This window comes from Nocardia sp. NBC_01327, from assembly GCF_035958815.1.
GTDB lineage: Bacteria > Actinomycetota > Actinomycetes > Mycobacteriales > Mycobacteriaceae > Nocardia.
In genome coordinates this window covers 455,573-477,254 of the sequence record NZ_CP108383.1, presented here as the reverse complement: position 1 = coordinate 477,254, position 21,682 = coordinate 455,573, and the positions used below count along the sequence as shown (strand labels likewise).

At 65.6% G+C, this 21,682-nt stretch carries 17 protein-coding genes; 9 read left to right on the top strand and 8 right to left on the bottom strand.

The annotated features are described in order from the left end of the window. Nucleotides 1–27: 27 nt before the first annotated feature. Nucleotides 28–498: an NUDIX hydrolase gene (locus tag OG326_RS02080; RefSeq protein WP_327142934.1), complete on the bottom strand. Its 471-nt coding sequence runs from the start codon at nucleotides 496–498 to the stop codon at nucleotides 28–30. Between the two features lie 226 nt (nucleotides 499–724). Between OG326_RS02080 and OG326_RS02075 the strand changes: the two genes are divergently transcribed. Together OG326_RS02075 and OG326_RS02070 are read left to right on the top strand one after the other, a co-directional pair. Next, nucleotides 725–1,504 carry a pirin family protein gene (locus tag OG326_RS02075; protein WP_327142933.1) on the top strand — a complete coding sequence of 260 codons (780 nt, stop codon included), beginning with the start codon at nucleotides 725–727 and terminating at the stop codon, nucleotides 1,502–1,504. Nucleotides 1,505–1,602: 98 nt separating this feature from the next. Then, entirely contained in the window at nucleotides 1,603–2,106 is a 504-nt protein-coding gene (locus tag OG326_RS02070) for a DUF4190 domain-containing protein (RefSeq protein ID WP_327142932.1), read from the top strand. Nucleotides 2,107–2,148: 42 nt separating this feature from the next. On the opposite strand, the gene OG326_RS02065 is transcribed toward OG326_RS02070, so the two are convergent. Continuing rightward, entirely contained in the window at nucleotides 2,149–2,622 is a 474-nt protein-coding gene (locus OG326_RS02065) for a hypothetical protein (protein ID WP_327142931.1), read from the bottom strand. An 89-nt stretch (nucleotides 2,623–2,711) separates the two neighbouring features. Between OG326_RS02065 and OG326_RS02060 the strand changes: the two genes are divergently transcribed. The 4 genes from OG326_RS02060 (at nucleotide 2,712) to OG326_RS02045 (ending at nucleotide 6,594) form a co-directional block, all read left to right on the top strand. Beyond that, nucleotides 2,712–3,563: a Scr1 family TA system antitoxin-like transcriptional regulator gene (locus OG326_RS02060; RefSeq protein WP_327142930.1), complete on the top strand. Its 852-nt coding sequence runs from the start codon at nucleotides 2,712–2,714 to the stop codon at nucleotides 3,561–3,563. Nucleotides 3,564–3,570: 7 nt separating this feature from the next. After that, complete coding sequence (locus OG326_RS02055; RefSeq protein ID WP_327142929.1) at nucleotides 3,571–3,975, top strand: DUF397 domain-containing protein; 405 nt, start codon at nucleotides 3,571–3,573, stop codon at nucleotides 3,973–3,975. Nucleotides 3,976–4,090: 115 nt separating this feature from the next. Next, nucleotides 4,091–6,073 (top strand): M13 family metallopeptidase, encoded by a 1,983-nt coding sequence (locus OG326_RS02050; RefSeq protein WP_327142928.1) that lies wholly within the window; start codon nucleotides 4,091–4,093, stop codon nucleotides 6,071–6,073. Beyond that, complete coding sequence (locus OG326_RS02045; protein WP_327142927.1) at nucleotides 6,070–6,594, top strand: AAA family ATPase; 525 nt, start codon at nucleotides 6,070–6,072, stop codon at nucleotides 6,592–6,594. The genes OG326_RS02050 and OG326_RS02045 overlap by 4 nt, the downstream gene beginning before the upstream one ends. 10 nt (nucleotides 6,595–6,604) lie before the next feature. Here OG326_RS02045 and OG326_RS02040 read toward each other — a convergent pair whose 3' ends face one another. Then, the gene (locus tag OG326_RS02040) at nucleotides 6,605–7,576 is read right to left on the bottom strand and encodes an alginate lyase family protein (RefSeq protein WP_327142926.1); all 972 of its coding nucleotides are present in this window, start codon (nucleotides 7,574–7,576) and stop codon (nucleotides 6,605–6,607) included. Between the two features lie 450 nt (nucleotides 7,577–8,026). Here OG326_RS02040 and OG326_RS02035 point away from each other — a divergent pair, with 450 nt between their 5' ends. After that, nucleotides 8,027–9,211 carry an IS110 family transposase gene (locus OG326_RS02035; RefSeq protein WP_327139092.1) on the top strand — a complete coding sequence of 395 codons (1,185 nt, stop codon included), beginning with the start codon at nucleotides 8,027–8,029 and terminating at the stop codon, nucleotides 9,209–9,211. A gap of 549 nt (nucleotides 9,212–9,760) precedes the next feature. Continuing rightward, nucleotides 9,761–10,993, top strand: a complete 1,233-nt coding sequence (locus OG326_RS02030) for an IS256 family transposase (protein WP_327139852.1) — start codon at nucleotides 9,761–9,763, stop codon at nucleotides 10,991–10,993. 790 nt (nucleotides 10,994–11,783) lie between these two features. Here the strand turns inward: OG326_RS02030 and OG326_RS02025 are convergent. From OG326_RS02025 to OG326_RS02005, 5 genes are all read right to left on the bottom strand, one after another. Continuing rightward, on the bottom strand, nucleotides 11,784–13,277 hold the full coding sequence (locus OG326_RS02025; RefSeq protein ID WP_327142925.1) for an HNH endonuclease signature motif containing protein: 1,494 nt from the start codon (nucleotides 13,275–13,277) through the stop codon (nucleotides 11,784–11,786). An 82-nt stretch (nucleotides 13,278–13,359) separates the two neighbouring features. Beyond that, nucleotides 13,360–14,439: an ABC transporter ATP-binding protein gene (locus OG326_RS02020; protein WP_327142924.1), complete on the bottom strand. Its 1,080-nt coding sequence runs from the start codon at nucleotides 14,437–14,439 to the stop codon at nucleotides 13,360–13,362. A 21-nt stretch (nucleotides 14,440–14,460) separates the two neighbouring features. After that, entirely contained in the window at nucleotides 14,461–15,780 is a 1,320-nt protein-coding gene (locus tag OG326_RS02015; RefSeq protein WP_327146335.1) for an ABC transporter substrate-binding protein, read from the bottom strand. Between the two features lie 49 nt (nucleotides 15,781–15,829). Beyond that, nucleotides 15,830–16,621: a carbohydrate ABC transporter permease gene (locus tag OG326_RS02010; protein ID WP_327146334.1), complete on the bottom strand. Its 792-nt coding sequence runs from the start codon at nucleotides 16,619–16,621 to the stop codon at nucleotides 15,830–15,832. 68 nt (nucleotides 16,622–16,689) lie between these two features. Next, a complete protein-coding gene (locus OG326_RS02005; RefSeq protein ID WP_327142923.1) occupies nucleotides 16,690–17,619 on the bottom strand; it encodes a carbohydrate ABC transporter permease in 930 nt (309 codons plus the stop codon). A 372-nt stretch (nucleotides 17,620–17,991) separates the two neighbouring features. On the opposite strand from OG326_RS02005, the gene OG326_RS02000 reads away from it, so the two are divergent. Then, complete coding sequence (locus tag OG326_RS02000) at nucleotides 17,992–21,669, top strand: BTAD domain-containing putative transcriptional regulator (RefSeq protein ID WP_327142922.1); 3,678 nt, start codon at nucleotides 17,992–17,994, stop codon at nucleotides 21,667–21,669. The last annotated feature ends 13 nt before the right edge of the window (nucleotides 21,670–21,682 follow it).

The following is a 21,682-nucleotide window of genomic DNA, read 5'->3' as shown; positions in this document are numbered from 1 at the left end:
CTTGTGCGTGTCGAGTCTCGGGTTCGCTCACCTGGCGGGGTGGGTGGTGACGAGCGCGAAGACGGCCGCGCGCATATCGTCCGCCATGGGCAGGTTGTCCAGACTGTCGGCGTCTATCCACTGGAATTGATCGTGTTCGCCGGGTGCGAGCAACACTTCCCCGGGTTCGGTATCGACCACGAAGCTGTATTTCCGCACTCGCGATTTGGTGCGGGTGGCGTAGTCGAATCCGCCGAGTACGTCCGTGATGCGCTGGATACGCAGGCCTGTCTCCTCGAAGAGTTCTCGTTCGACGCATTCGGCGAAGCTCTCCCCGGATTCGACGCCGCCGCCCGGGAGTTCGTACATGCCGCCGTGATAATCGTCCGCGACACGCCGCACGACCAGTAGTTTTCCATTCCGGAACACGGCCGCTGCCACCACGAAGTGGTTGATCCCCTCGGCATTGGCCTGTTGTCGGAGTTCGCGTTCGATGCCCGCGAGTACGTCGGGTCGCATCCCCCTGGTCTCCCTCCGGTTTCGCTGCGGCACATCATGATACGGTCGCCGACCGAACCCTGTCGGCGGGGTGCTCGTTATCTCGTATAAGCGAAGTGCCTGGTCGGTGGCGTGCAGAGCGGCGTTGCTCTCACGTTAGAATATTTACCGGGAGTTCAGGTTGGGTCGCGGAATGTGCCTCTACTCTGGATTCTGATCGGTGCGCGCCGGTGAGAGGAGTACGGCGGTGTCCACGCTCACGACACCACAGATCCATGTCCATCGTGGCGGTGACCGCATGAAAACGCGTGTGGCGTGGCTGGATTCGAAGCATTCGTTCTCCTTCGGGGAACATTACGATCCCGACAACACCCATCACGGCTTATTGCTCGTGAACAACGAAGACATCGTGCTGCCCGGTGAAGGATTCGAAACGCATCCCCATCGCGATATGGAGATCATCACCTGGGTACTGAGCGGCAGCCTGGTGCATCAGGATTCGCTCGGGCACAACGGGGTGATCTATCCCGGTCTCGCGCAGCGTATGAGTGCGGGTGCGGGCATCCTGCATTCGGAGAAGAACGATTCGTGGCGGTTCGATGCTGGCCCCGAACACGATGAGCCGGTGCATTTCGTCCAGATGTGGGTGGTTCCGGACGAGCCCGGCCTGGATCCCGGCTATCAGCAGCTGGAGATCGACGACGAATTGGCCGGCGGCGCTCTGGTGACGGTGGCCTCGGGCCTGCCGCGCTATCGCGATCGCACGGCCATCGGCATCGGCAGCAGTCATTCCGCACTGCACGTGGCCCGCATGCCGGGTCTCGGCGAGGCGCCGGAGGTTCGCCTGCCGGAAGCCCCTTACCTGCACGTATTCATTGCGCGCGGTGAGGTCGAGCTGGAGGGTGTCGGGACGCTGTACGAGGGTGACGCGGTGCGGCTGGCGCGCAGCGGTGGTCAGCGGGTGACGGCGAGCCTGCCGTCGGAAATTTTGGTGTGGGAGATGCACGCGCGTCTGGGCGGGCAATAGCATCTCGTATAAGACCAGGATTCCGGGCGAACCGGGCGCGTTAACGGCCGGTTCTCCTGTCGGCGATACCGGGAGCAGCACCGACGAAAGGCCCGCCCATGTCGCAGTACCCGCCTCCGGGCAATAACCCGCCCCCCGGCAATTACGGCCAGTACCCCGGGCAGCCGCCCGGTGGTTATCCGCCGCCCGGCGGTCAGCAGTACTGGCAGGAGTCCCCGAAGAGCAAGGGCCTGGCCATCACCGCCCTGATCCTGGGCATTCTCGCGCTGCTCAGCTCGTGGACGGTGCTCGGCGGCATCGGGTTCGGCCTCTTCGCCGTCATTCTCGGCGTGATCGCGCTGATGAAGGCGCGCAAGGGCACCAGCGGCGGCTCCGGAATGGCCCTCACCGGTCTCATTCTCGGCCTGCTGAGTCTCATCATCGGCATTGTTGTCGGTGTGATCGGCTGGACCTTCTTCAAGGACAACGGCGGCAGTGACTTCGTCTCCTGCGTCCGGGATGCGAAGAACGACCAGTCCAAGATCGATCAGTGTGAGCAGGACTGGAATCAGAAGATCGAGAACAAGTACAGCATCACGCTGACCCCGGCCCCCACGAACTGACCGAGCGCGAACCGGCCGAGTGCCGGTGCCGGACAGGCACGCTCAGTGCTGCACCGGCCGGCACTCGCGGGTGGCGGCGACGACCTCCGCGAGTTCCGGCCGAAAGTCACTGTCCGGCGGGCAAACCCAGGATCGGTAGCCGGTGTGCTCGTCCGTCGGCGACGGCAGCACGATGTGGCTACCGGGCAGCGCGACCGCCGCGCAGTCCCGGAACAGGTCCGAGAACAGGGCGATATCGAGATACGAATCGTCCGTCGGCCCGGTCAGAAAGGTCCACCGCCCGGACCGCGGATGCCCGATGACGGGACCGCAGCGTTTGCGCGCCTGCAGGTGGTCACGCACGCGCGCGCCGAAGTCGGCGGGCATGGTGACGGCGCCGACCGAACCGATTTCGAGCATGATCCGGCCCAGCGCCGAGTCGACGATCCCGTAGAGGCCGTGCTCCTTGCGGTAGCACCGGCAACGGGCCAGCGCCTCCTGAGTTGCGGTGTACGAGGACGGGTCCAGCGCGCTCATGGCGAACCTCCTGCTACCGACCCTATTCTCCCGCAATCAGTATGACAATAGTCACACGCCGGTGAGTTTCAGGCGTAGCATCAGCTGGCATGGCACCCGTGTCGCCCACCGTCGCCCGGTGGGAGTTGGTTCTCCGCCTACGGGAGCTGCGTGAGCAGCGCGGCTTCGATTCGGCGACCTTCGCCAAACGGGTCGGCTTCACGCCGGCCAATTGGTCGCACGTGGAGAAGGGCCGCAGGGTCCTCACGGCCAGCACCATCGAACCGGTGCTGACGCTGCTCGAGGTGGACGGCGAGGAGCACGAGGAATTGCTCGAACTCCTGGCCGCCAGCAAGGAACGCGGTTGGTGGGCCAAGGCTTCCGCACTCATCGGCCCCGAACTGCAGCGCTACTACGGTATGGAATTCGGTGCGGACAGCATCCGCAGTTACGACAGCCTCGTGGTCCCCGGTCTCCTGCAGACCGAGGAGTACACCCGGGCGCTCATCAGCGCCGATGTCATGATCCGCCCGGTGCAGGTGGAACAGCTTGTGGCCGTGCGCATGCGGCGGCAGGAGCGGCTGCGCGACGCCGATCATCTGGACCTCACCGCCGTCATCGGTGAGGCCACGCTGCTGCAGCAGATCGGCGGCCCGAAAGTCCTGCGCGGGCAACTGGAGCATCTGGCGATGCTGCTCGACGAGCTGGATTCGCTGACGGTACGGGTGATTCCGTTCGCCGCCTCGCAGGGCGCCATGCTCGGCGGCGCCAGTTTTCATCTGCTGGATTTCACTTCGGAATCGCTGCCCACCTTCGGCTGGGCCGAGAGTGCGGTTTTCGGTGGGCCGGTGGAGGATCCGGATCAGATTCGCGATCTGGGTTTTGCATTTGTGCGTGCACTCGACCAATCTCTCAGTCGTGCAGAATCTTTGGACATGATCAAGAGTTATTCGCAAGGGTAGGAGACACATGCGAGACGGTAAAATGCTGCCCATGTTCAATACCGCGCAGTATCGGCCGGATTCCACCGACTGGTTCACCTCTACCCGAACCAATAATGGAAATCAGTGTGTAGAAGTCCGTTTCGATGGTGATGCGGTGCTCATCCGTGACAGCAAGTTCCGGCGAAACCCGGCGCATCGCGGCCAGGCCGAGCCCATCATCACCGTGACCGCCGCCGACTGGATGGCCTTCCTCGGCACGGTGCCGGGTCGCCGCGTCGCCTCCACCGCCCTCGTCGCGTACCCGTCCCCGGATGGCGGGGCCACCCTCGTCCACGGTGAGACCTCCCTGGTCTACACGCCCGGCGAGTGGGCCGCCTTCGCCGCCGGAGTCCGTGACGGCGAGTTCGACCGGATCGCACTCACCGCCTGAGTGTTCTGTTCTCGGTGCTTTGTTCCCCGTGCTGTGTGTTCTCCGTGCTGTGTGTTCCCCGTGAAACCACGCACGGCTCCGGCTCCCCCGAACGGAAATCGGCATACTGGGGAGCGTGACTTCGCAGCTGAACAATCCCTCCGGTATCGACCTGACCTTCCGTAACGAGGGCGTGCGGGTGCAGGACGACCTGTTCGCGCACGTCAATGGCGAATGGCTGGATAAATACGACATACCGTCGGACAGGGCGGTGGACGGCGCGTTCCGCACGCTCTACGACCAGGCGGAGCTGGACGTGCAGCAGATCATCCAGGAGGCGGCTGCCTCCGATGCCGCGCCCGGCAGCGAGGCCCGCAAGGTCGGTGACCTGTACAACAGCTATATGGACGAGGCCGCCATCGCTGCCGCCGGTCTGACCCCGATCGCGGACGAGCTGGCCGCGGTCGCCCAGGTGCGCGATCGGAGCGAATTCGCCGCCCTCATCGGCAGCCTGCAGCGCCACGGCGTCGGTGGCCCGGTCGCCTTCTACGTCGACACCGACGATAAGGATTCGACCCGCTACCTGGTGCACACCAGCCAGTCCGGCATCGGCCTGCCGGACGAGTCGTACTACCACAAGGACGAATACGCCGACATTCGCGACAAGTACGTCGCGCACATCCGCCGCATGTTCGAGCTGGCCGGCGTGGACTACGACGCGCAGCGGGTCTTCGACCTGGAACAGAAGCTGGCCGCCGGGCACTGGGATGTGGTGCGCCGCCGCGATGCCGAAAAGAGCTACAACCTCACCACTTTCGACGCGCTGGCCGGCGAGCACCCCGAATTCGACTGGACCGCCTGGACTTCCGCGATCGCCGAGGGCGTCGACCGTTCCGGTAGCGAGCTCTTCGCCGAAGTGGTGGTGCGCCAGCCGGACTACCTGCGCACCTTCGCGCAGACCTGGGCGCTGGAGTCGCTGGAGGACTGGAAGGCGTGGGCGGCCTGGCGAATCGTGAAGGCCCGTGCCTCCTATCTGACCGATGACCTGGTCGAGGCGAGCTTCGACTTCTACGGCCGCACCCTCACCGGCGCCCCGGAGAACCGTGAGCGCTGGAAGCGCGGCGTGTCCCTGGTGCAGGATCTGCTGGGCGAGGCCGTCGGCAAACTGTATGTGGAGCGCCACTTCCCGCCGGCCGCGAAGGCCCGCATGGTCGAGCTGGTGGCGAACCTGCAGGAGGCGTACCGCCGCAATATCTCCGATCTGGAGTGGATGGGCGCCGACACCCGGCAGGCCGCACTCACCAAGCTGGAGAAGTTCACCCCGAAGATCGGCTACCCGGACGAGTGGCGCGACTACTCGGCGATCGTGGTCGACCCGGCCGATCTGGTGGGCAACTACCGCCAGGGGTACGCCGCCGAGAACGACCGCGATCTGAACAAGCTCGGCGGCCCGGTGGATCGCGCCGAATGGTTCATGACCCCGCAGACGGTGAATGCCTACTACAACCCCGGCATGAACGAAATCGTGTTCCCCGCAGCAATTCTGCACCCGCCGTTCTTCGATATGAATGCGGACGACGCCGCCAATTACGGTGGCATCGGTGCGGTCATCGGCCACGAGATCGGCCACGGCTTCGACGATCAGGGTTCGAAGTACGACGGCGACGGCAATATGATCGACTGGTGGACCGAATCCGATCGCAGCGAATTCGGTAAGCGCACAAAGGCTCTCATCGATCAGTACAACCAGTTCTCCCCGAAGGACCTCTCCGACGATCACAAGGTCAACGGCGAGTTCACCATCGGCGAGAACATCGGCGATCTGGGCGGCCTGACCATTGCCCTGGAGGCGTACCGGATCTCGCTGGAGGACAAGGACTCCCCCACCCTCGACGGGCTCACCGGTCTGCAGCGCGTCTTCTTCGGCTGGGCGCAGGTCTGGCGCACCAAGGCCCGCCCCGAGGAGGCCATCCGCCGCCTGGCCGTCGACCCGCACTCCCCGCCGGAGTTCCGCTGCAACGGCGTCGTCCGCAACCTCGACGGTTTCCACGAGGCGTTCGACGTGAAGCCCGGCGACGGCCTCTACCTCGATCCAGCGGAGCGCGTGAAGATCTGGTGACCGCCGCCGTCTACCTGATCACCGGCATCCAGGCGGCCGGGAAATCGACTGTCGCACAGGCGCTGGCGGAGCGACTGCCCCGCTCGGCGCATGTGCGCGGTGACGCCTTCCGCCGTTTCGTGGTGAACGGCCGCGAGGATATGCGCCCGGACCCACCGGAGCAGGCGCTCGAACAATTGCGCCTGCGCCACCGGCTGGCCGCCCAGACCGCCGACGCCTACGCCGCCGCGGGCTTCACCGCTGTCGTGCAGGACGTGGTGCTGGGCGATTTCCTGCCGTACTTCGTCGACCTGATCCGCACGCGCCCAAGGTATGTGGTGGTCTTGGCCCCGCGCCCCGACGCGGTCGCCGCCCGAGAAGCCGGCCGGGACAAGAAGGCGTACGGACCGTTCACCGTCGCGGACCTGGACACCGGTTTACGCACCACCACCCCGCACCTCGGATTGTGGCTCGACAGTGCGGATCTCACTGTCGACCAGACGGTGGACGCCATCCTGGAGCAGGCGCGGCCGCTGCCCTGACGGGATTCCGCTAGTGGGGATTGTCGGCATGCGTCAGCGTCTCCCAGAGGCTGAACATGTCGGCGCCTTCCGGGCGGAGCTGTGCGGTGAGCCGCTCGGTCTCGGGCATAGCGAGGCCGAGTCGATTGTGCAGCGCGTTGTAGGCGACCTCCGTGGTCGGCCCGAGCGAGCGTTCATAGTGGCCGTGGCAGATATTCTCCGGAAGCGGTTCGCCCAGCTGATATTTGGCATGGAACTCGAATGCCGCCCGCAGCCGATCCGCCACCTGCGGATACAGATCTCCGTGCTGGATGCGACTGGTTTCCGCGATATGCGCGATGGCCGACAACCCATACCCCGTGTGCGCGAAGTCGCGGCAGGTTTCCTGGGCCAGCCCGTCCACAAACGTCGACTGCTGCTGCCAGTACTTGATGATCTGCTCCGGGGTACGCAGATTGCTCCGCGCGGACACCTTCGGCAGCGCCCCGTCCGACGACAGATAGATGTAGGCAGGCACTCGATCCAGATACATGGACACGGCCTTGTCGTAGGTAGCCCGACCATCGGTGAACACCGCGATCCCGACCGTCGCCTCCAGCATGCTCAGCTCCCAGTTCCCATTGGACTGCGAACCCCCGACGACCTTCGGCAGGTACACCTTCCGCAGCATCTCCGCGAACCGCCCCGCCTGGGGCCAATCGTGCCCAGCCCGAATGAGTTCCGCAGGCCGCACCCAAATCGACGCCGCCCACCCACTCTGCACGGGTGCATTGGAATTGGTGTGATCCCTGATCGTCCCCGACCAGGCATCCATGATCTCGATAGCCTTCACCGCGTACCGATCGTCCCCACTCAGATACCAATCCAGCGCATCCGTATACGCGGCAACAGCATCCCTGCGCTCATCGGTACACCCATTATCCGGCTTCGAATACGACCCGCAGTCCACCACCGCCCGCGCCCTGGGAGCGAAATCGAGCCGCGCATAAGCACTCCCCGCCATCTCCCCGAACGCCGACTTCCACGGCTCAACCCCACCCCGAACCTCCTGCTTCACAAAGTCGAGCTGCGCCCGCGAAACAAGCACCCCAGGATGAACGAACCCCGCCCCATTCCCAGACGAACCACTGGTCCCACCAGGCGCACAAGCAGCCAACACCAAAACCACAGTGGTAGCCAGCACACGGCCGAAAACTCGCATGCGGGCAAGCTACCGCCGCCCCCCACACGTTACCTTTTTAGTAGTCCTTGAACGAGGGCTACGGTCGCCAGGCCCGGTATGACTTCTTGCCCCTGTCGCTCGCATGATCCGGGGGGTGGTGTCGCCGGGTTCTGGTGGCGTCGATGGACCGCTGATAGGGACAGGGCCGCTGGTAGGTCTCCTCGTAACGTGGGTGCCGGGCATCGACGCCGGATCGGCGGCCGTCCACGCTGAGGCGACAGAGGTACCGAGATGACACAGGCGTATGCCGTGATCTGCGGCATCGACGTGGGAAAAGGCGAACATCACGCGGTCGGGCTCCGCACCGGCGATGGAAAACGATTACACGACAAAGCATTACCCAACGACGAGGCCCGGCTCAGAGCGGTGTTCGAGCGCCTGTCCGCCCACGGTCCACTGCTGATCGTGGTCGACCAACCCAACACCATCGGCGCGTTGCCGGTCACCGTCGCTCGCGCCGCCGGACACGACGTGGCCTACCTGCCGGGACTGGCGATGCGCCGCATCGCGGACCTCTATCCCGGCCAAGCCAAAACCGACGCCCGCGACGCGTTCATCATCGCCGACGCCGCCCGAACCATGCCCCACGCCTTGCGCCAGGTGGACACGGGCGACGAAACCCTCACCGAGCTCGGTGTTCTGGTCGGTTTCGACGACGACCTGGCCGGCGAAGCCACCCGCACCATCAACCGCATCCGTGGACTGCTCACCAGCATCCACCCGGCCCTCGAACGTGTCCTGGGACCTCGCACAGCGCACCCGGCGGTGCTCGAAATCCTTTCCCGCTGTGGCGGACCCGTCGGGATCGCGGCAGCCGGACGCCGCAAACTGACGACCATCGCCACCAAGCACGCACCGCGCATGGGCGCCCGGCTGGTCGAGGAAATCCTCACCGCGCTGCCGCAGCAGTCGGTCACCGTTCCAGGCACGAACGCCGCCGAGATCGTCCTGCCCAAGCTGGCAGACTCCTTGAAAGCTGTTCTGCTGCAACGGCGAACAATCGCCGAAGACATCGAGAGGATGCTCGATGACCACCCTCTTGCCAAGGTCCTGACCTCGATGCCCGGCGTCGGAGTCAGGACCGGCGCCCGCATCCTGCTCGAGGTCGGCGACGGCACGGCATTCGCATCGGCCGGCCATCTCGCCTCCTACGCCGGCATCGCACCGATCACCCACCGATCCGGCAGCTCGATCCGCGGCGAACACCCCGCCCGATCAGGCAACCACAAACTCAAACGCGCCTTGTTCCTCTCGGCCTTCGCAGCCCTGCACGACCCGGCCAGCCGCGCCTATTACGACCGCAAACGCGCCGAAGGCAAGAAACACAACGCCGCCCTCATCTGCCTGGCCCGACGCCGCTGCGACGTCCTCTACGCGATGCTCCACAGCAAGCAGCCCTACCGGGCTGCCGCTTGACAAAGAACATAGGGACACCCCCCCAAAAAAAAAAGAACTGACATCGTCGACTCAGACACACCACCGCATCCCTACGTATCTTGTTCTCGAGAACGGCACCCCAGCCGGTCGACACCGCTGGTACGGAGGTAGTTCTCCCAGCTGCGGAAGGTAAACCGGGTACCCCACCCAACGTGCCCAGCACGGCCATCTCGGGCTTTGCCCGCACCCCCTGCTGACCAACCCTGCCCGGGAGGCAAGAAACCCAGGTGCACCGACCGTTTCGGCATAGAAACCGTCGGCCACCGGGGATGGAACAGCGGGTCTCTCAGCGGCACAACGGTTATCGGGTCTGTGACATACGGACACCTGCTGTGCGGCCGAGATAAGGCCGGTGCACCTGGGTTGCGTGCGCCGAGAGGCGGTGGTGGACCCCTGGGGGTTGCGTCCACGAAGATGGTGTACGGCAGCTGATCAGCTGCTGAGTCTGGCGTAATCCCCGGACAGCAAGGTGGTCACCGCGTGATCCTCGAAGGACCTCTCACAGTCACTCGAAGGAGACTTCACGCGATGACCAATATCCAGCCTATCGACCCGGGCAAGCCGTTCGCCGACCAATTGGCGGTAATGGGCCCGGACCTGCTGCGCGAGATGGTGTCCAGCTTCGTGCAAACCCTGATGAGCGCCGAGGCCGACGCCGCCTGCGGAGCCGGCTACGGCGAACGCTCCGACGACCGGATCAACCACCGCAACGGCTACCGCCACCGCGACTTCGACACCCGCGTCGGCACCCTCGACGTCGCGATCCCGAAACTACGATCCGGCTCGTATTTCCCGGACTGGCTCCTGGAACGCCGCAAACGCGCCGAACGGGCCCTCACCAGCGTGGTCGCGACCTGCTATCTGCTCGGGGTCTCGACACGGCGGATGGAGAAACTCGTCGAATCCCTGGGCATCACAACACTTTCCAAGTCCCAGGTCTCGATCATGGCCCGCGACCTCGATGCCCAGGTCGAAGCATTCCGCACCCGCCCCTTGGATCAGGGCCCTTACACGTTCCTCGCCGCAGACGCCCTGGTGCTCAAGGTCCGCGAGAACGGGCGCGTGGTCAACGTCCACGCCCTGATCGCCACCGGCGTCAACGCCGACGGCTACCGCGAAATCCTGGGTATCCAAGTCACTTCCGGCGAGGACGGTGCCGGCTGGCTGGCATTCTTCCGCGACCTGGTCGCTCGCGGCCTGTCCGGGGTCGCGTTGGTCACCTCCGACGCGCATGCGGGTTTGGTGGCCGCGATCGGCGCGACCTTGCCCGGCGCGAGCTGGCAGCGCTGCCGCACCCATTACACGGTGAACCTGATGTCGGTTTGCCCGAAGAGTTCCTGGCCCTGGGTTCGCACCCTGTTGCATTCGGTATTCGATCAAGCCGATACCGAATCGGTTGCCGCCCAATATGATCGGATGCTCGACGCCCTGACCGAGAAGCTGCCCAGAGTCGCCGCGCACCTCGATGCTGCCCGCGCGGACCTGCTGGCGTTCACCGCGTTTCCCAAGCAGATCTGGCGCCAGATCTGGTCGAACAATCCCCAGGAACGGTTGAACAAAGAGATCCGCCGCCGCACCGACGTGGTCGGTATCTTCCCCGATCGCACCGCGATCATCCGTCTCGTCGGCGCCGTCCTGGCCGAGCAACACGACGAATGGATCGAAGGACGCCGCTACCTCGGGTTGGACGTTCTTGCCCGCTCCCGCGGGCTCACCGACCCCGACGAACAGGAGGACACCACCGCGGCACTGACCGCCTGACCCACTACCGGATCAAGCGATGACCACCGTTGCTACACCACGCATTTGGACTTGACCCCCCTGGGTGCGGGCAGGGCCCGAGATGGCTGTGCTGGTGGCGTCGGGTGGGGTACCCGATTTACCTCCCGCAGTACGGAGATACCTGCGGTACCGGCTCGGTCGACCGGCTGTGGTCCGGTTTCAAAGACAAATACGAAAAGACGAAGACCCGAAAGATCAAGGACGCCTGGAGACAAGGGATCGAAGACCACGAGCCTGAAAGACTTCGGCTGGCAACGCTTGTGGACCGGCTGTCGCGTCGGCGGGGATCCACCTGAGGGTGTGTGTGCGGGGTGGCCTGCTATTCGCGGGCGTGAATACCAGGCCCTCTCATCGGTGCCGGTGCCGGTGCCGGTGCCGATGAGCTGTGGAGTGGTTTGGGCATCGAGCCACGCTTGCCATCGCCGCAGCCGCAGCCGCAGCCGCAGCCGCTGCTGCCGCTGTCGGTCTGCTCGGTCCGAGCCCGTTCTGGTCGCACCTCGGTCGCCGATGCCTCTGGAAGCTTTCGCGGGGCGGGCTCTTTGGCATCGCTGGGAGGGATCGCTGCGCTGTCCTGCTATCGAGTTGGTGGTAAGGGAGACAGTCAGCCGTCGGCCGCTGTTGTCGCCGTTCCCTGGTCCGGGCCGGATCTGGTTGATCGGGGGTCGATGGCCACGTTGATCGGTGTCGATGGCCCCGGAAACCTTGGTGGGCAACGGCTTGTAGCACCGTCAGGACCAGCCTGACGGTGTCTACAAGGGGTGTGGCCCGCCTATTCGCGGGTCGGGGTGGGGGTGGTTTTGCGGGCATCGAGCCAAGCTTGCCGCCGCGCCCGTTGTGCCCGTTCACGGGTGCGGATCTGGTTCAGGGCACCGGCCATCACCTCACCGGTGTGGTGCAGGTGGTTGACCTGCGGGGTCCCGGTGGGGTCGATATGCGGTGGGGCGATCCACCCGGTCCGGCCGGGGAAGGGTGTGTCTTCGCCCATGACGATGGTTTTCCAGCCGCCGGGGCCGTCGTGGATCATGGCGTGGCAGCCATCGCAGGCGAGGGTGAGGTTGTCGATATCGGTGCGCCCGCCTTCGGCCCACCCGGTGACGTGGTGGGCGGCCGCTATCGAGGCGGGGGCACTGCAGCCGGGGCGGGTGCAGCCCTTGTCGGAGGCGATCAACGCCAGTCGTTGTGCGGGACTGGCCAACCGATCCCGACCCCGGCCGAGGAAGAGCGGCAGCCCGGCCTTGTTCAGTATTGCGAGCAACGGGCGGGTTCCGGCGGCCAGTTCCAGGGCTTGCGCGATGGTCAGGGTGCCCCCGGTCGCGGTGGTCGCGATCCCGGCACCCCGCTCCACATCTTCCAGGCGCATGGTGATGATCGCCTCGACCGGCAGGCCGCGGTGGGAGCCGAGTTTGGGGCGGTCGAGCTGAAACCGCAGCACCGCCAGCAACGCATCGTGGTTGCGTTGCGCGGCCGAGCGTGTATCACGCTCGGCGGCAGCCTTGAGTTTCGTCCGGTCGAGGGTGCGGTCGGCGACCTTCGGGCTGTCCGGATCAGCGGGGTTGCACATGCCCGGGCGGGCGAACTTCGCCAGCAAGGGTTCCAGGACTTCCCGCAACGGTTCGGTGATCTCCCCGATCAACGGCGACATGGCGTCGGCACGCTTACGCCCCAGGGTGAGCCCGCGCATGCGGTCGCGGTCCTTGTCCTGGGTCAAGGTGCCGTCCGGATCGATGTGCGCCAGGATGATCTCCCCGAGATCGATCAGTTTGTCCGGGCTGCCGGTACGCGCGTAGGTGGTCAAAACGTCCTGCGCGAGGTCTTTCTGGCCCGGGTCGGCGGCGCACGGGATGCGCTTGAGGACCTGCGTGATCCGGCGCACGTGATCGACCGAGATCGCCCCGGCCCGTTGGGCTTCGGCGACATACGCCAGTTCCGGTTCCAGGTCCCCACCCAGGGCTGGTTGCGGGCTCAGTTGCTTGGCAGCGTTGACCCGCGAGGCGGCGTCGGCGTGGGACAACCGCAGGGTTTGTTCGAGGAATTTGATCGGGGAGGCTGATCCGGCGCGGGCGGCCAGTGAGCGGGTGCAGGTTTCGGTGACGAAGCGGTGTTTGACGGCTTCGAGTTTGCGCATGCTGGTCTCGACCTCGCCCATGAGCGTGATGAATTGTTCGTCGCACAGTGGGGTGAGGGAGGCGTTCAGGAGGTTTTCCACGGCGGTATCGAGTGCGTGTGCACTCGATACGATTGTGGTTTCTGCCCCCGGATTCATGCCTCTATTCTACCGCCGGAAAACAACTCCGGAAAGGCGAAATCCTTTGTGATATAAGGCTATTCAGAATCCCGAATTGTCCTTATCGAATTCGAAGCTCGCTCACCGCATCGAAAAAGAAAACCTCTTCCCGCTTAGGCGCAAGCCGCAACCCATCCCCGAGCGCAACCTGAAACCGTCGATCCACCCGAGCGACGATTCTGCCAGTGCGACTGGACCATTCATCGTTGACGCCGTGCGAGTAGAGGAATGATTCCGATCCCAGCTCCTCGAGCAGCTCGACTTCCACGGCCAGCGAATTCTCCGGATCGGTGGTCACCTCCCACGATTCCGGGCGAATCCCCACCACCACACGATCACCTGACACACTGTGCGGCAGCGGAATTCGCAACTCGTTCAGCTCGGCGGCGCCATCCCTGACCGGCGCGGTGAGCAGATTCATCCCGGGTGATCCGATGAATCCGGCGACAAATGTATTCACCGGATCGTCGTAAAGCTCACGCGGAGCGGCGATCTGCTGCAACTTGCCGTCTTTCAGCACCGCGACCCGATGCCCCATGGTCATGGCCTCGACCTGATCGTGGGTGACGTACACCGTGGTCGTCCCGAGCCGCTTCTGCAGCGCCGCGATCTGCGACCGTGTGCTCACCCGGAGCTTGGCATCCAGATTGGACAGCGGTTCGTCCATGCAGAACACCTGCGGACGCCGAACGATGGCCCGCCCCATGGCAACTCGCTGCCGCTGCCCGCCGGACAGTTTGGCGGGCTTGCGGTCCAGCAGCTCTTCCAGCTCGAGCATGGCCGCCGCCTCTGTGACCCGGACCAGCGTGTCGGCCTTGCTCATCCCGGCATTGCGCAGCGCGAATCCCATATTGTCCGCGACCGTCATATTCGGGTAGAGCGCATAGCTCTGGAACACCATGGCCACGTCCCGGGCGCGCGGCGGCAGCCCGGTCACCTCGACGCCGCCTATGCGAATGTGCCCGGAAGACACTGCTTCCAGGCCCGCCAGCATGCGCAGACTGGTGGATTTGCCGCAGCCGGACGGTCCGACGAGCACCAGGAATTCGCCGTCGGCGATATCCAGGTTCAGGTCTGCCACCGCGGGGCCGGGCGCACCCGGATAACTGAGGGACACGCCCTCGAACTGCACAGTCGCCATGCCGGCGGGTCTCCTGACTTCTTACTTGGGCAGCTTGGGGGTGATCTGCCGGTCGATGATGGTCTGCAGCTGGGTGGTGATATCCGCGAAAGCCGCTGTCGCATCACGGTTCTGCAGGCCGATCTGTTCCAGGCCGGTGCCGATGATCTGGTCGCCGCCGGGCACGAAGACGCGGCCGAAGTCCTGCGACTTGGTCAGTGCCAGCTGGTCGATGGCGGTCTTGGAGTTGGGGTTCTTCGCCAGGAAGTCCAGCTCGGTCGGATCCTGCAGCGCCGACTTGCGGACCGGCATGTATCCGGTGGCCTGCGAGAAGTACGAGGTATTGGTGGCATTGGTGATGAACTCGATGAATTTGAGCGCATTCTCCTTGCGCGCGTCCGAGATTCGGGACGGGATGGCCAGGCCCGCACCACCGGTGGTCGCGCCGGGGCCGCTCGGGTGCGGGAGGAACGCGGTGCCGAATTCCAGTTTGCCCGCGGCGTTCTGCTTGACGCCCTTCAGGTCACCGGTCGAGGCGATGGCGGAGCCGACAACACCGGTGCCGAAATCGGTGACGATCTGCGAGCGGATGCTCGCGTACTTCTTCACATTGATCATGTCGCTGAAGAACTTGCCCGAGGCAATCGACTTGGGGTCGTTGAACTTCAGCTTCCAGTCGTCGGAGTAGCCGCCGCCGAAGGTCCACATCGGTCCCTGGAACGTCCAGCCCAGGTAGTTCACGGCGTCGCCCCAGCCGTGCGCCCACTTGTCGCCGCCCATGACCTGCTGGATCTTCGGGCCCCACTCGTCGAATTCCTGCCAGCTGTTCGGGCCGCGGTCGGGCAGACCGGCCTTGGACCAGACATCCTTGTTGTAGTAGAAGATCTGGGTCGAGCGGGCGTACGGCAGCGCGTAGTGCTTGCCGTTGAACAGGTAGTCGGCGGCCAGCGTGTCCACGTAGTCGTCGAGTTTCACACCGGCGGAACCGAAGTGGCTGTCCAGCGGCTCGAGGGTGCCGTTCAGCGCGTAGTTGAACCACCAGACATCCGACAGCACAACCACATCCGGCAGGTCGCCACCGGACAGCGCCGCATTGAACTTCTGCGACACCTCCTCGTAGTTCTTGCCGGCGTCGATCAGCTTGACCTTCAGATCCGGGTACTTGGCCTGGAATCGGTTGATCAGCTCGTTCTCCTGATCCTTGGAGGTGCCGGGGTGGTTCGACCAGAAGGTGATGGTGTTCGAGTCACCGCCCTGCTTGGTGCTGCTGCCGGTTCCGGCGCAGGCGGTCAGCGCGAGCCCGGCGGCGGCCGCACCGGTGAGACCGAGGAACCCACGTCGCGACAGGGCGCGGCGGGCCATGGATTCGGCAGAGGTTCGTGCTTCCGACACGGGAATCTCCTTCTGGGACTTAACCCTTGACCGCACCGGAGGTGAGGCCCTTGATCATGTGACGCTGTAGCGCGAGGAAAACGATGAGAATGGGGAGCATGGTGAGCAGGGTTCCGGCCATGACCGGACCCCAATTGGTGACGCTGGGGTTCTCGGTGTTCTGCAGCAGCGTGAGCCCGACCGGCAGCGTCGCGACCCGCGAGTCGTCCGCCATGAGGAACGGCCACAGGTATTCGTTCCACTCGTTCACCATCGTGACCACGGCGAATGCCACCATGGTCGGCCCCGACATGGGCAGCACCACCCGGGTCAGCAGCCGCCACCAGCCCGCGCCGTCCATACGCGCCGCCTCGATGACCTCGGCGGGCAGCGACAGGAAGTGATTGCGCATGAGGAAGGTGCCGAAGGCGACCCCGCACAGCGGAACGATGATGCCCTGCAGCGTGTTTCGCCAGCCCAGCTGTGCGATGAGCGCGTAGTTGGAGATGACGGTGATCTGGTTGGGCACCATGAGCGCCGCGATGATCACCAGGAACAGCACCGTTTTGCCCGGAAACCGCAGGAACACCAGGCCGTACGCGCTGAGCACGCCCAGCACGAACTTCACCGCCGAGATGATCGCGGTGACGATGATCGAATTCCGCAGGAACGTCGTGAACGGCAGGGTCGTGGTGGCGTCCCGGTAATTCTCCGGATGCCAGCTGTGCGGCCAGTACACCGTCGGATTCGTATAGATGTCCGGGCGCGCCTTGAACGAGGTGATGAAGATGTAGAACAGCGGCACGCCGACCACGATCAGCACGCACACCATGGCGGCATAGCCGAAAATTGTTGCCCAGCGGGCATTGTCGAGATTCTTGGTCGTCGCCGCGAGCCGCTTCACTGTTCGCTCCGATCCATGATGCGCACCTGCACGAGCGTCACGATCAGCAGCACCACGAACATGATGGTGGCGACCGTCGCACCGTATCCGGCCCGGAAATTCCGGAACGACTCCTGATAGACCTGGAAGACCATGGTGGTGGTGCCGGTGCCGAGCGGGCCGCCGCGCGTCATCACATTGATGATGTCGAAGACCTGCAGCGAATTGAGCAGCACGGTGATGGACAGGAAGAACGTGGTGGGGCGCAATTGCGGCAGCAGTACTCGGGTGAAGGTGGTCCACCGGCTCGCGCCGTCGATCTCGGCCGCCTCCATCAGGTCGGACCGAACCCCTTGCAGCGCCGCCAGATAGATGACGAACGTATAGCCCAGATTCTTCCAGATGTAGGTGACCGTGATCATGAACATGGCCCAGTGCGGGTCCTGGTAGAAGTCCGGGATGCTGTGCACCCCGACCTTGTGCAGCAGGTCCTGCACCATGCCGATGCTGGGATCGAAGAGGAATCGGAAGGCCACGCCGATGGCCGCGCCGGAGATGACGAACGGCGCGAAGACCGCGGACCGGACCACATTGCGGCCGAACAGCTTCCGATCCAGCAGCAGGGCGAGTGCCAAACCCAGCACCATACTGCCGATCACGGCGGCCAGCGTGAAGACCACTGTGTTGCCTACGATTTGCCATGAATCGTGCCGGCCCCACCACTCGCGGTAGTTGCCCAGTCCGACGAAGGTGGCGGTGGTATCGGAGATATTCCAGTCGAAGAACGACAGCCGAATATTGTCGATCAGCGGCCGATACACAAAAACCGACAGCAGCACCAGGTTTGGCGCGACAAGCACAGTGAAGAGCGCATAGTCCTGCCAGGGTCTGCCGCGCCAGCCACGTCCCGGGGGCTGCGGTAGTACTCGTTCAGGCCTCGACTTCACCCGCGCAGCGTGCCGGTTGCGGTCGACTAGCCGGTAACGATCAGATGCTGGGCGGTTGAATAGTCGGCGCACAGGCGCAACCGACTGTTCACCGGACGCACCCGCTGGTGGCGCGGACATGCGCCGAATCGTACGGCGGCACAGGTGCTTTCCTGGGAGGAATGCCATTCACGCCACTAGCCGGACAATTCGGACGTGATATCCCCGACACGCCGATCTCACTCCCGCACCGCACGCGATCGCGGCCGACGTCCCCCCCATCCAGCCCCGCCACGCACGCGGGAATGGCGGGGTGGCCGATCCTCGCCCAGTCGGACCGACCTCCACGGTGAGGAAGCACGACCCCCCGGCGCTCCGGGCATACTGGCAATCGTGCAGTTCGGGATACTCGGATCCATTGAAGCGCGGCGGTCCGATGGAAGCCCGATCGCTGTAGGCGGCCCGCAGGTGCGGTCGCTGCTGGCCCTGCTACTCATCGATGCCGGGCGGCTCGTCAGCCGCGAGCGGTTGATCGGCGGCCTCTACGGTGAGGATCCGCCAGGCGATGCGGCACATGCCCTGCAATCGCAGGTATCACGCCTGCGCCGTGCGCTGCGGAACGGCTCGGGCGCACAGCCTGACGGGTCAGATGCGCAGGGCCACGACTCGGCCGCACAGGGGAACGGCTCGAGCGCAGCGGAAGTCGTCGAATCGTCTTCCGCCGGCTATCGGCTCGCGATAGACCCGCAGGCGGTGGACGTGCACCGCTTCAGCAAGCTGGCCGACGACGGGCGGAAGGCGCTGCGGGACCGGGATGCCGCTGCGGCAGTCACTTTGCTCGATGCGGCGATGACGCTGTGGCGTGGTCCGGCACTGGCCGATGTCCTGGACGCCCCGTTCGCCGAAGTGCAGGCGGCGCGGTTGAACGAGGCCCGTCTGGAAGTCCTGGCCGATCGCGCCGAAGCGGCTCTGACGCTGGGCGACCATCACGCGGTGGTGTCCACGCTGCCGGAATTGGTCGCTCTGCATCCACTGCGGGAACGGTTGCGCGCCTTGCTCATGCGCGCGCTGTACGCGGCGGGCCGGCAGGCGGACGCACTCGAATCTTTCGAGCAGGGCCGGATGCTGCTCGCCGATGAACTGGGCGCCGATCCGGGCGCGGAACTGGCCGAGGCGCACCTGGCTATTCTGCGGGCGGATGCCACGCCCAGCGCTGCTCAGCGGCGACTACCCGCGCAGTTCACCAGCTTCGTCGGCCGCGAACTCGAACTCGCGCAGCTGATTCCACTGCTGGCCCAGTCCCGCCTGGTGACGCTGCTCGGCCCCGGTGGCACCGGTAAGACCCGGCTCGCGCTGGAGGCGGGCGCCGGAGTTCGGGGTGACGTGTCCTTCGTCGAACTGGCCGCCCTGACCGACGGCGCGCAGCTCGCCCCCGCGGTCATCGCCGCCCTGGGCGGCAGCGACGCAACCCAATCCGGCCACCGGGACCCCGAGGCCCAACTGCTCGCCCTTCTCACCGACCGTCCCTTGCTGCTCATCCTCGACAACTGCGAACACCTGGTGCTCGACACCGCCCGCCTGGCCCACCGCCTCCTGCTCTCCTGCCCCGCCCTGCGCATCCTGGCCACCAGCCGAGAACCCTTGAGCATCACCGGCGAAACCGTCTTCCAGGTCCCCCAGCTCCCGGTCGCCGCCCCCGAAGCCCGCCTGGCCGACCAACTCCGCAGCCCCGCCGTCCGCCTCTTCGCCGATCGCGCCGCAGCCGCCCGCCCCGGCTTCACCGTCGACGCCGGCACCATCACCGCCGTAGCCCGCATCTGCACCCGCCTCGACGGACTCCCCCTGGCGATCGAACTGGCCGCCGCCCGCCTGCGCACCCTCGGCCTCGACGACATCGACGCCCGTCTCGACAATCGCTTCCGCCTCCTGTCCCGAGGCGACCGCACCGCCGACCCCCGCCACCAAACCCTCCAGGCCGTAGTCGCCTGGAGCTGGGATCTCCTCGATCCCCCCGAACAACAACTGGCCCAACGCTTCGCGGTCTTCTCCGGCGGCGCCACCCTCGCCGCAGTCACCCGAATCTGCGGCTCCCTCGATCCAACCGGCCATCCCGCTGCCGCGGCCGGTCGGCTGACCGCACCTCCGGCGCATCTGTCGTACGACGCCGACTGGCCCGAAGCCGACGAACTGCTCCCAGCACTGGTCGAAAAATCCCTGGTAACAGTGGTCGACGGCCGCTACCGCATGCTCGAGACCATCCGCGAGTTCGCCCTCTGCCACCTCACCGAATCCGGCGACCACACAACCCTTCTCCGAGCCCACGCCGAGTACTACACCGACCTCGCCGAACAAGCCGACCCAGCCCTGCGCGGCCCCGACCAGCTCACCTGGCTCTCCCACCTCACCGCCGATCACGACAACCTCCAAGCCGCCCTGCACTGGGCAGTTCCCGCCGATCCCCCACTGGCCCTGCGGCTCATCGCCGCACAATCCTGGTACTGGTGGCTGACCGGCCGCTCCGGCGCCGCCCCCGAGCTAGCGAATCACCTCCTCGCCCAGCTGTATTCGAACCTCCCTCCGCTATCCCCCGATTCCTGCGTCCCAGCCGACATCGAGTCGGCGCATACTCCACCGGCCGGCCTACCGGAGACAATCTGCCCGCCGACCGGCGCCGATACCGCTGCGCCGGGCAATGGTTCGTGCTGCGCTGCCGGCGTCCGTGCAGCGCAGCGCCCACCCGTCTCCTCCGAGGACTACGCCCTGTGTGTCGCGGTCGCTGCGCGAGGTGGTGCGCTCGCCGTTCTGTCCGCTGGGCAGCCGGCCCCAACCGGGGCCGAGAGCGAGCGCGTCCCGCGAAACGGGGAGCCTGCCGCCGCGATGGGCGGAGGTCGCACCGCAGACGAACGTGCCACGCCCCCTGGTGAAGCGGCGGCATATGCCCCCGCGTCTTCTACGGCCGATGCCATCGAAAGCCACCTGGCGAGTGGCGACCGTCCTGAGGAGGCCGACCGATACGTTGCGGAATCAGGTTCTCGTTCTGTGGCGATCGATGGGGCGACGCCGATCGAGCGGGCGGCGGCGGGAATCGCTGAGCTGGCGGGGCCGCTGCGGCGGCCGCATGTGGTGTTCTTGTTGGCGCTGGTGGGTGGGTTGATACCGGGGGATCCGGAGGAGTTGCAGGGGTTACTCGGGGCTGACGATTGGCCTCGGGCGTTCGAGCGGCTGGGGGCTGGGCTGGGGTTGTTCATGTCGGGGCATGCGGTCGAGGCGGAGCCGGAATTCCTTGCGGCGCTGGGCGGATTCCGGCGAACCGGGGATCGGTGGGCCATTGCGGCTACCTTGGACAAGCTTGCCGCGGTTGCCGATCTGCGGGGTGATCGCGCGGGTTCGCTGGCGCTGATCGATGAGGCCATCACGCTGGGGACGGAGCTGGGGATGGTTGCCGACGCTGCTGACCTGCTGAATCGGCGTGGCGATATCCATGCGCGCAATGTGGATTCGGAGCAGGAGCGCGATGCCGCTCGGGCGGACTATGAGCGCGCGGCTGAGCTGTCCCGGTCTATCGGCGCAACAGATATGCGCGCCAATGCTTTATGCGGATTGGGCGACATCGCACGCCGCACTGATCAGGACGTGGCGCGGGCGCGGTACGAGGCGGCGCTGGCACTGCCCGGCGGTGATTCGATCGGCTCGGTGGAGGCGCGTGTTCGCGCGCTGATCGGCCTCGGTTGGCTGGCGATCGCCGAAATAGCGCAGGTGCAGGGGTTTTCGAGCCATCGCGAAGCGCTGGAACTGGCGCTCGCGAGCAGTCTGCCGCCATTGGCAGCGGGTGCTGTCGAGGGCGTGGCCGGTGTGGCGCTTGCCACCGGGGACACGGAACGGGCGGCGACCCTGCTGGGTGCCGCCGAGGCTTTGCGCGGTGTCGCTCTTGCCGGTGCTCCAGAAGCGGTGGATGTGGCGGTTGCTGCCCGGAAGGCCCTGGGCAGAGCACTGTTCGATGCCGCCTACAGGCGCGGCGCCGCATTGTCACCGGATCAGGTGCTCGCCCTGGTCGACAGCTGCGAACTTTAGCTGCCACACCCTG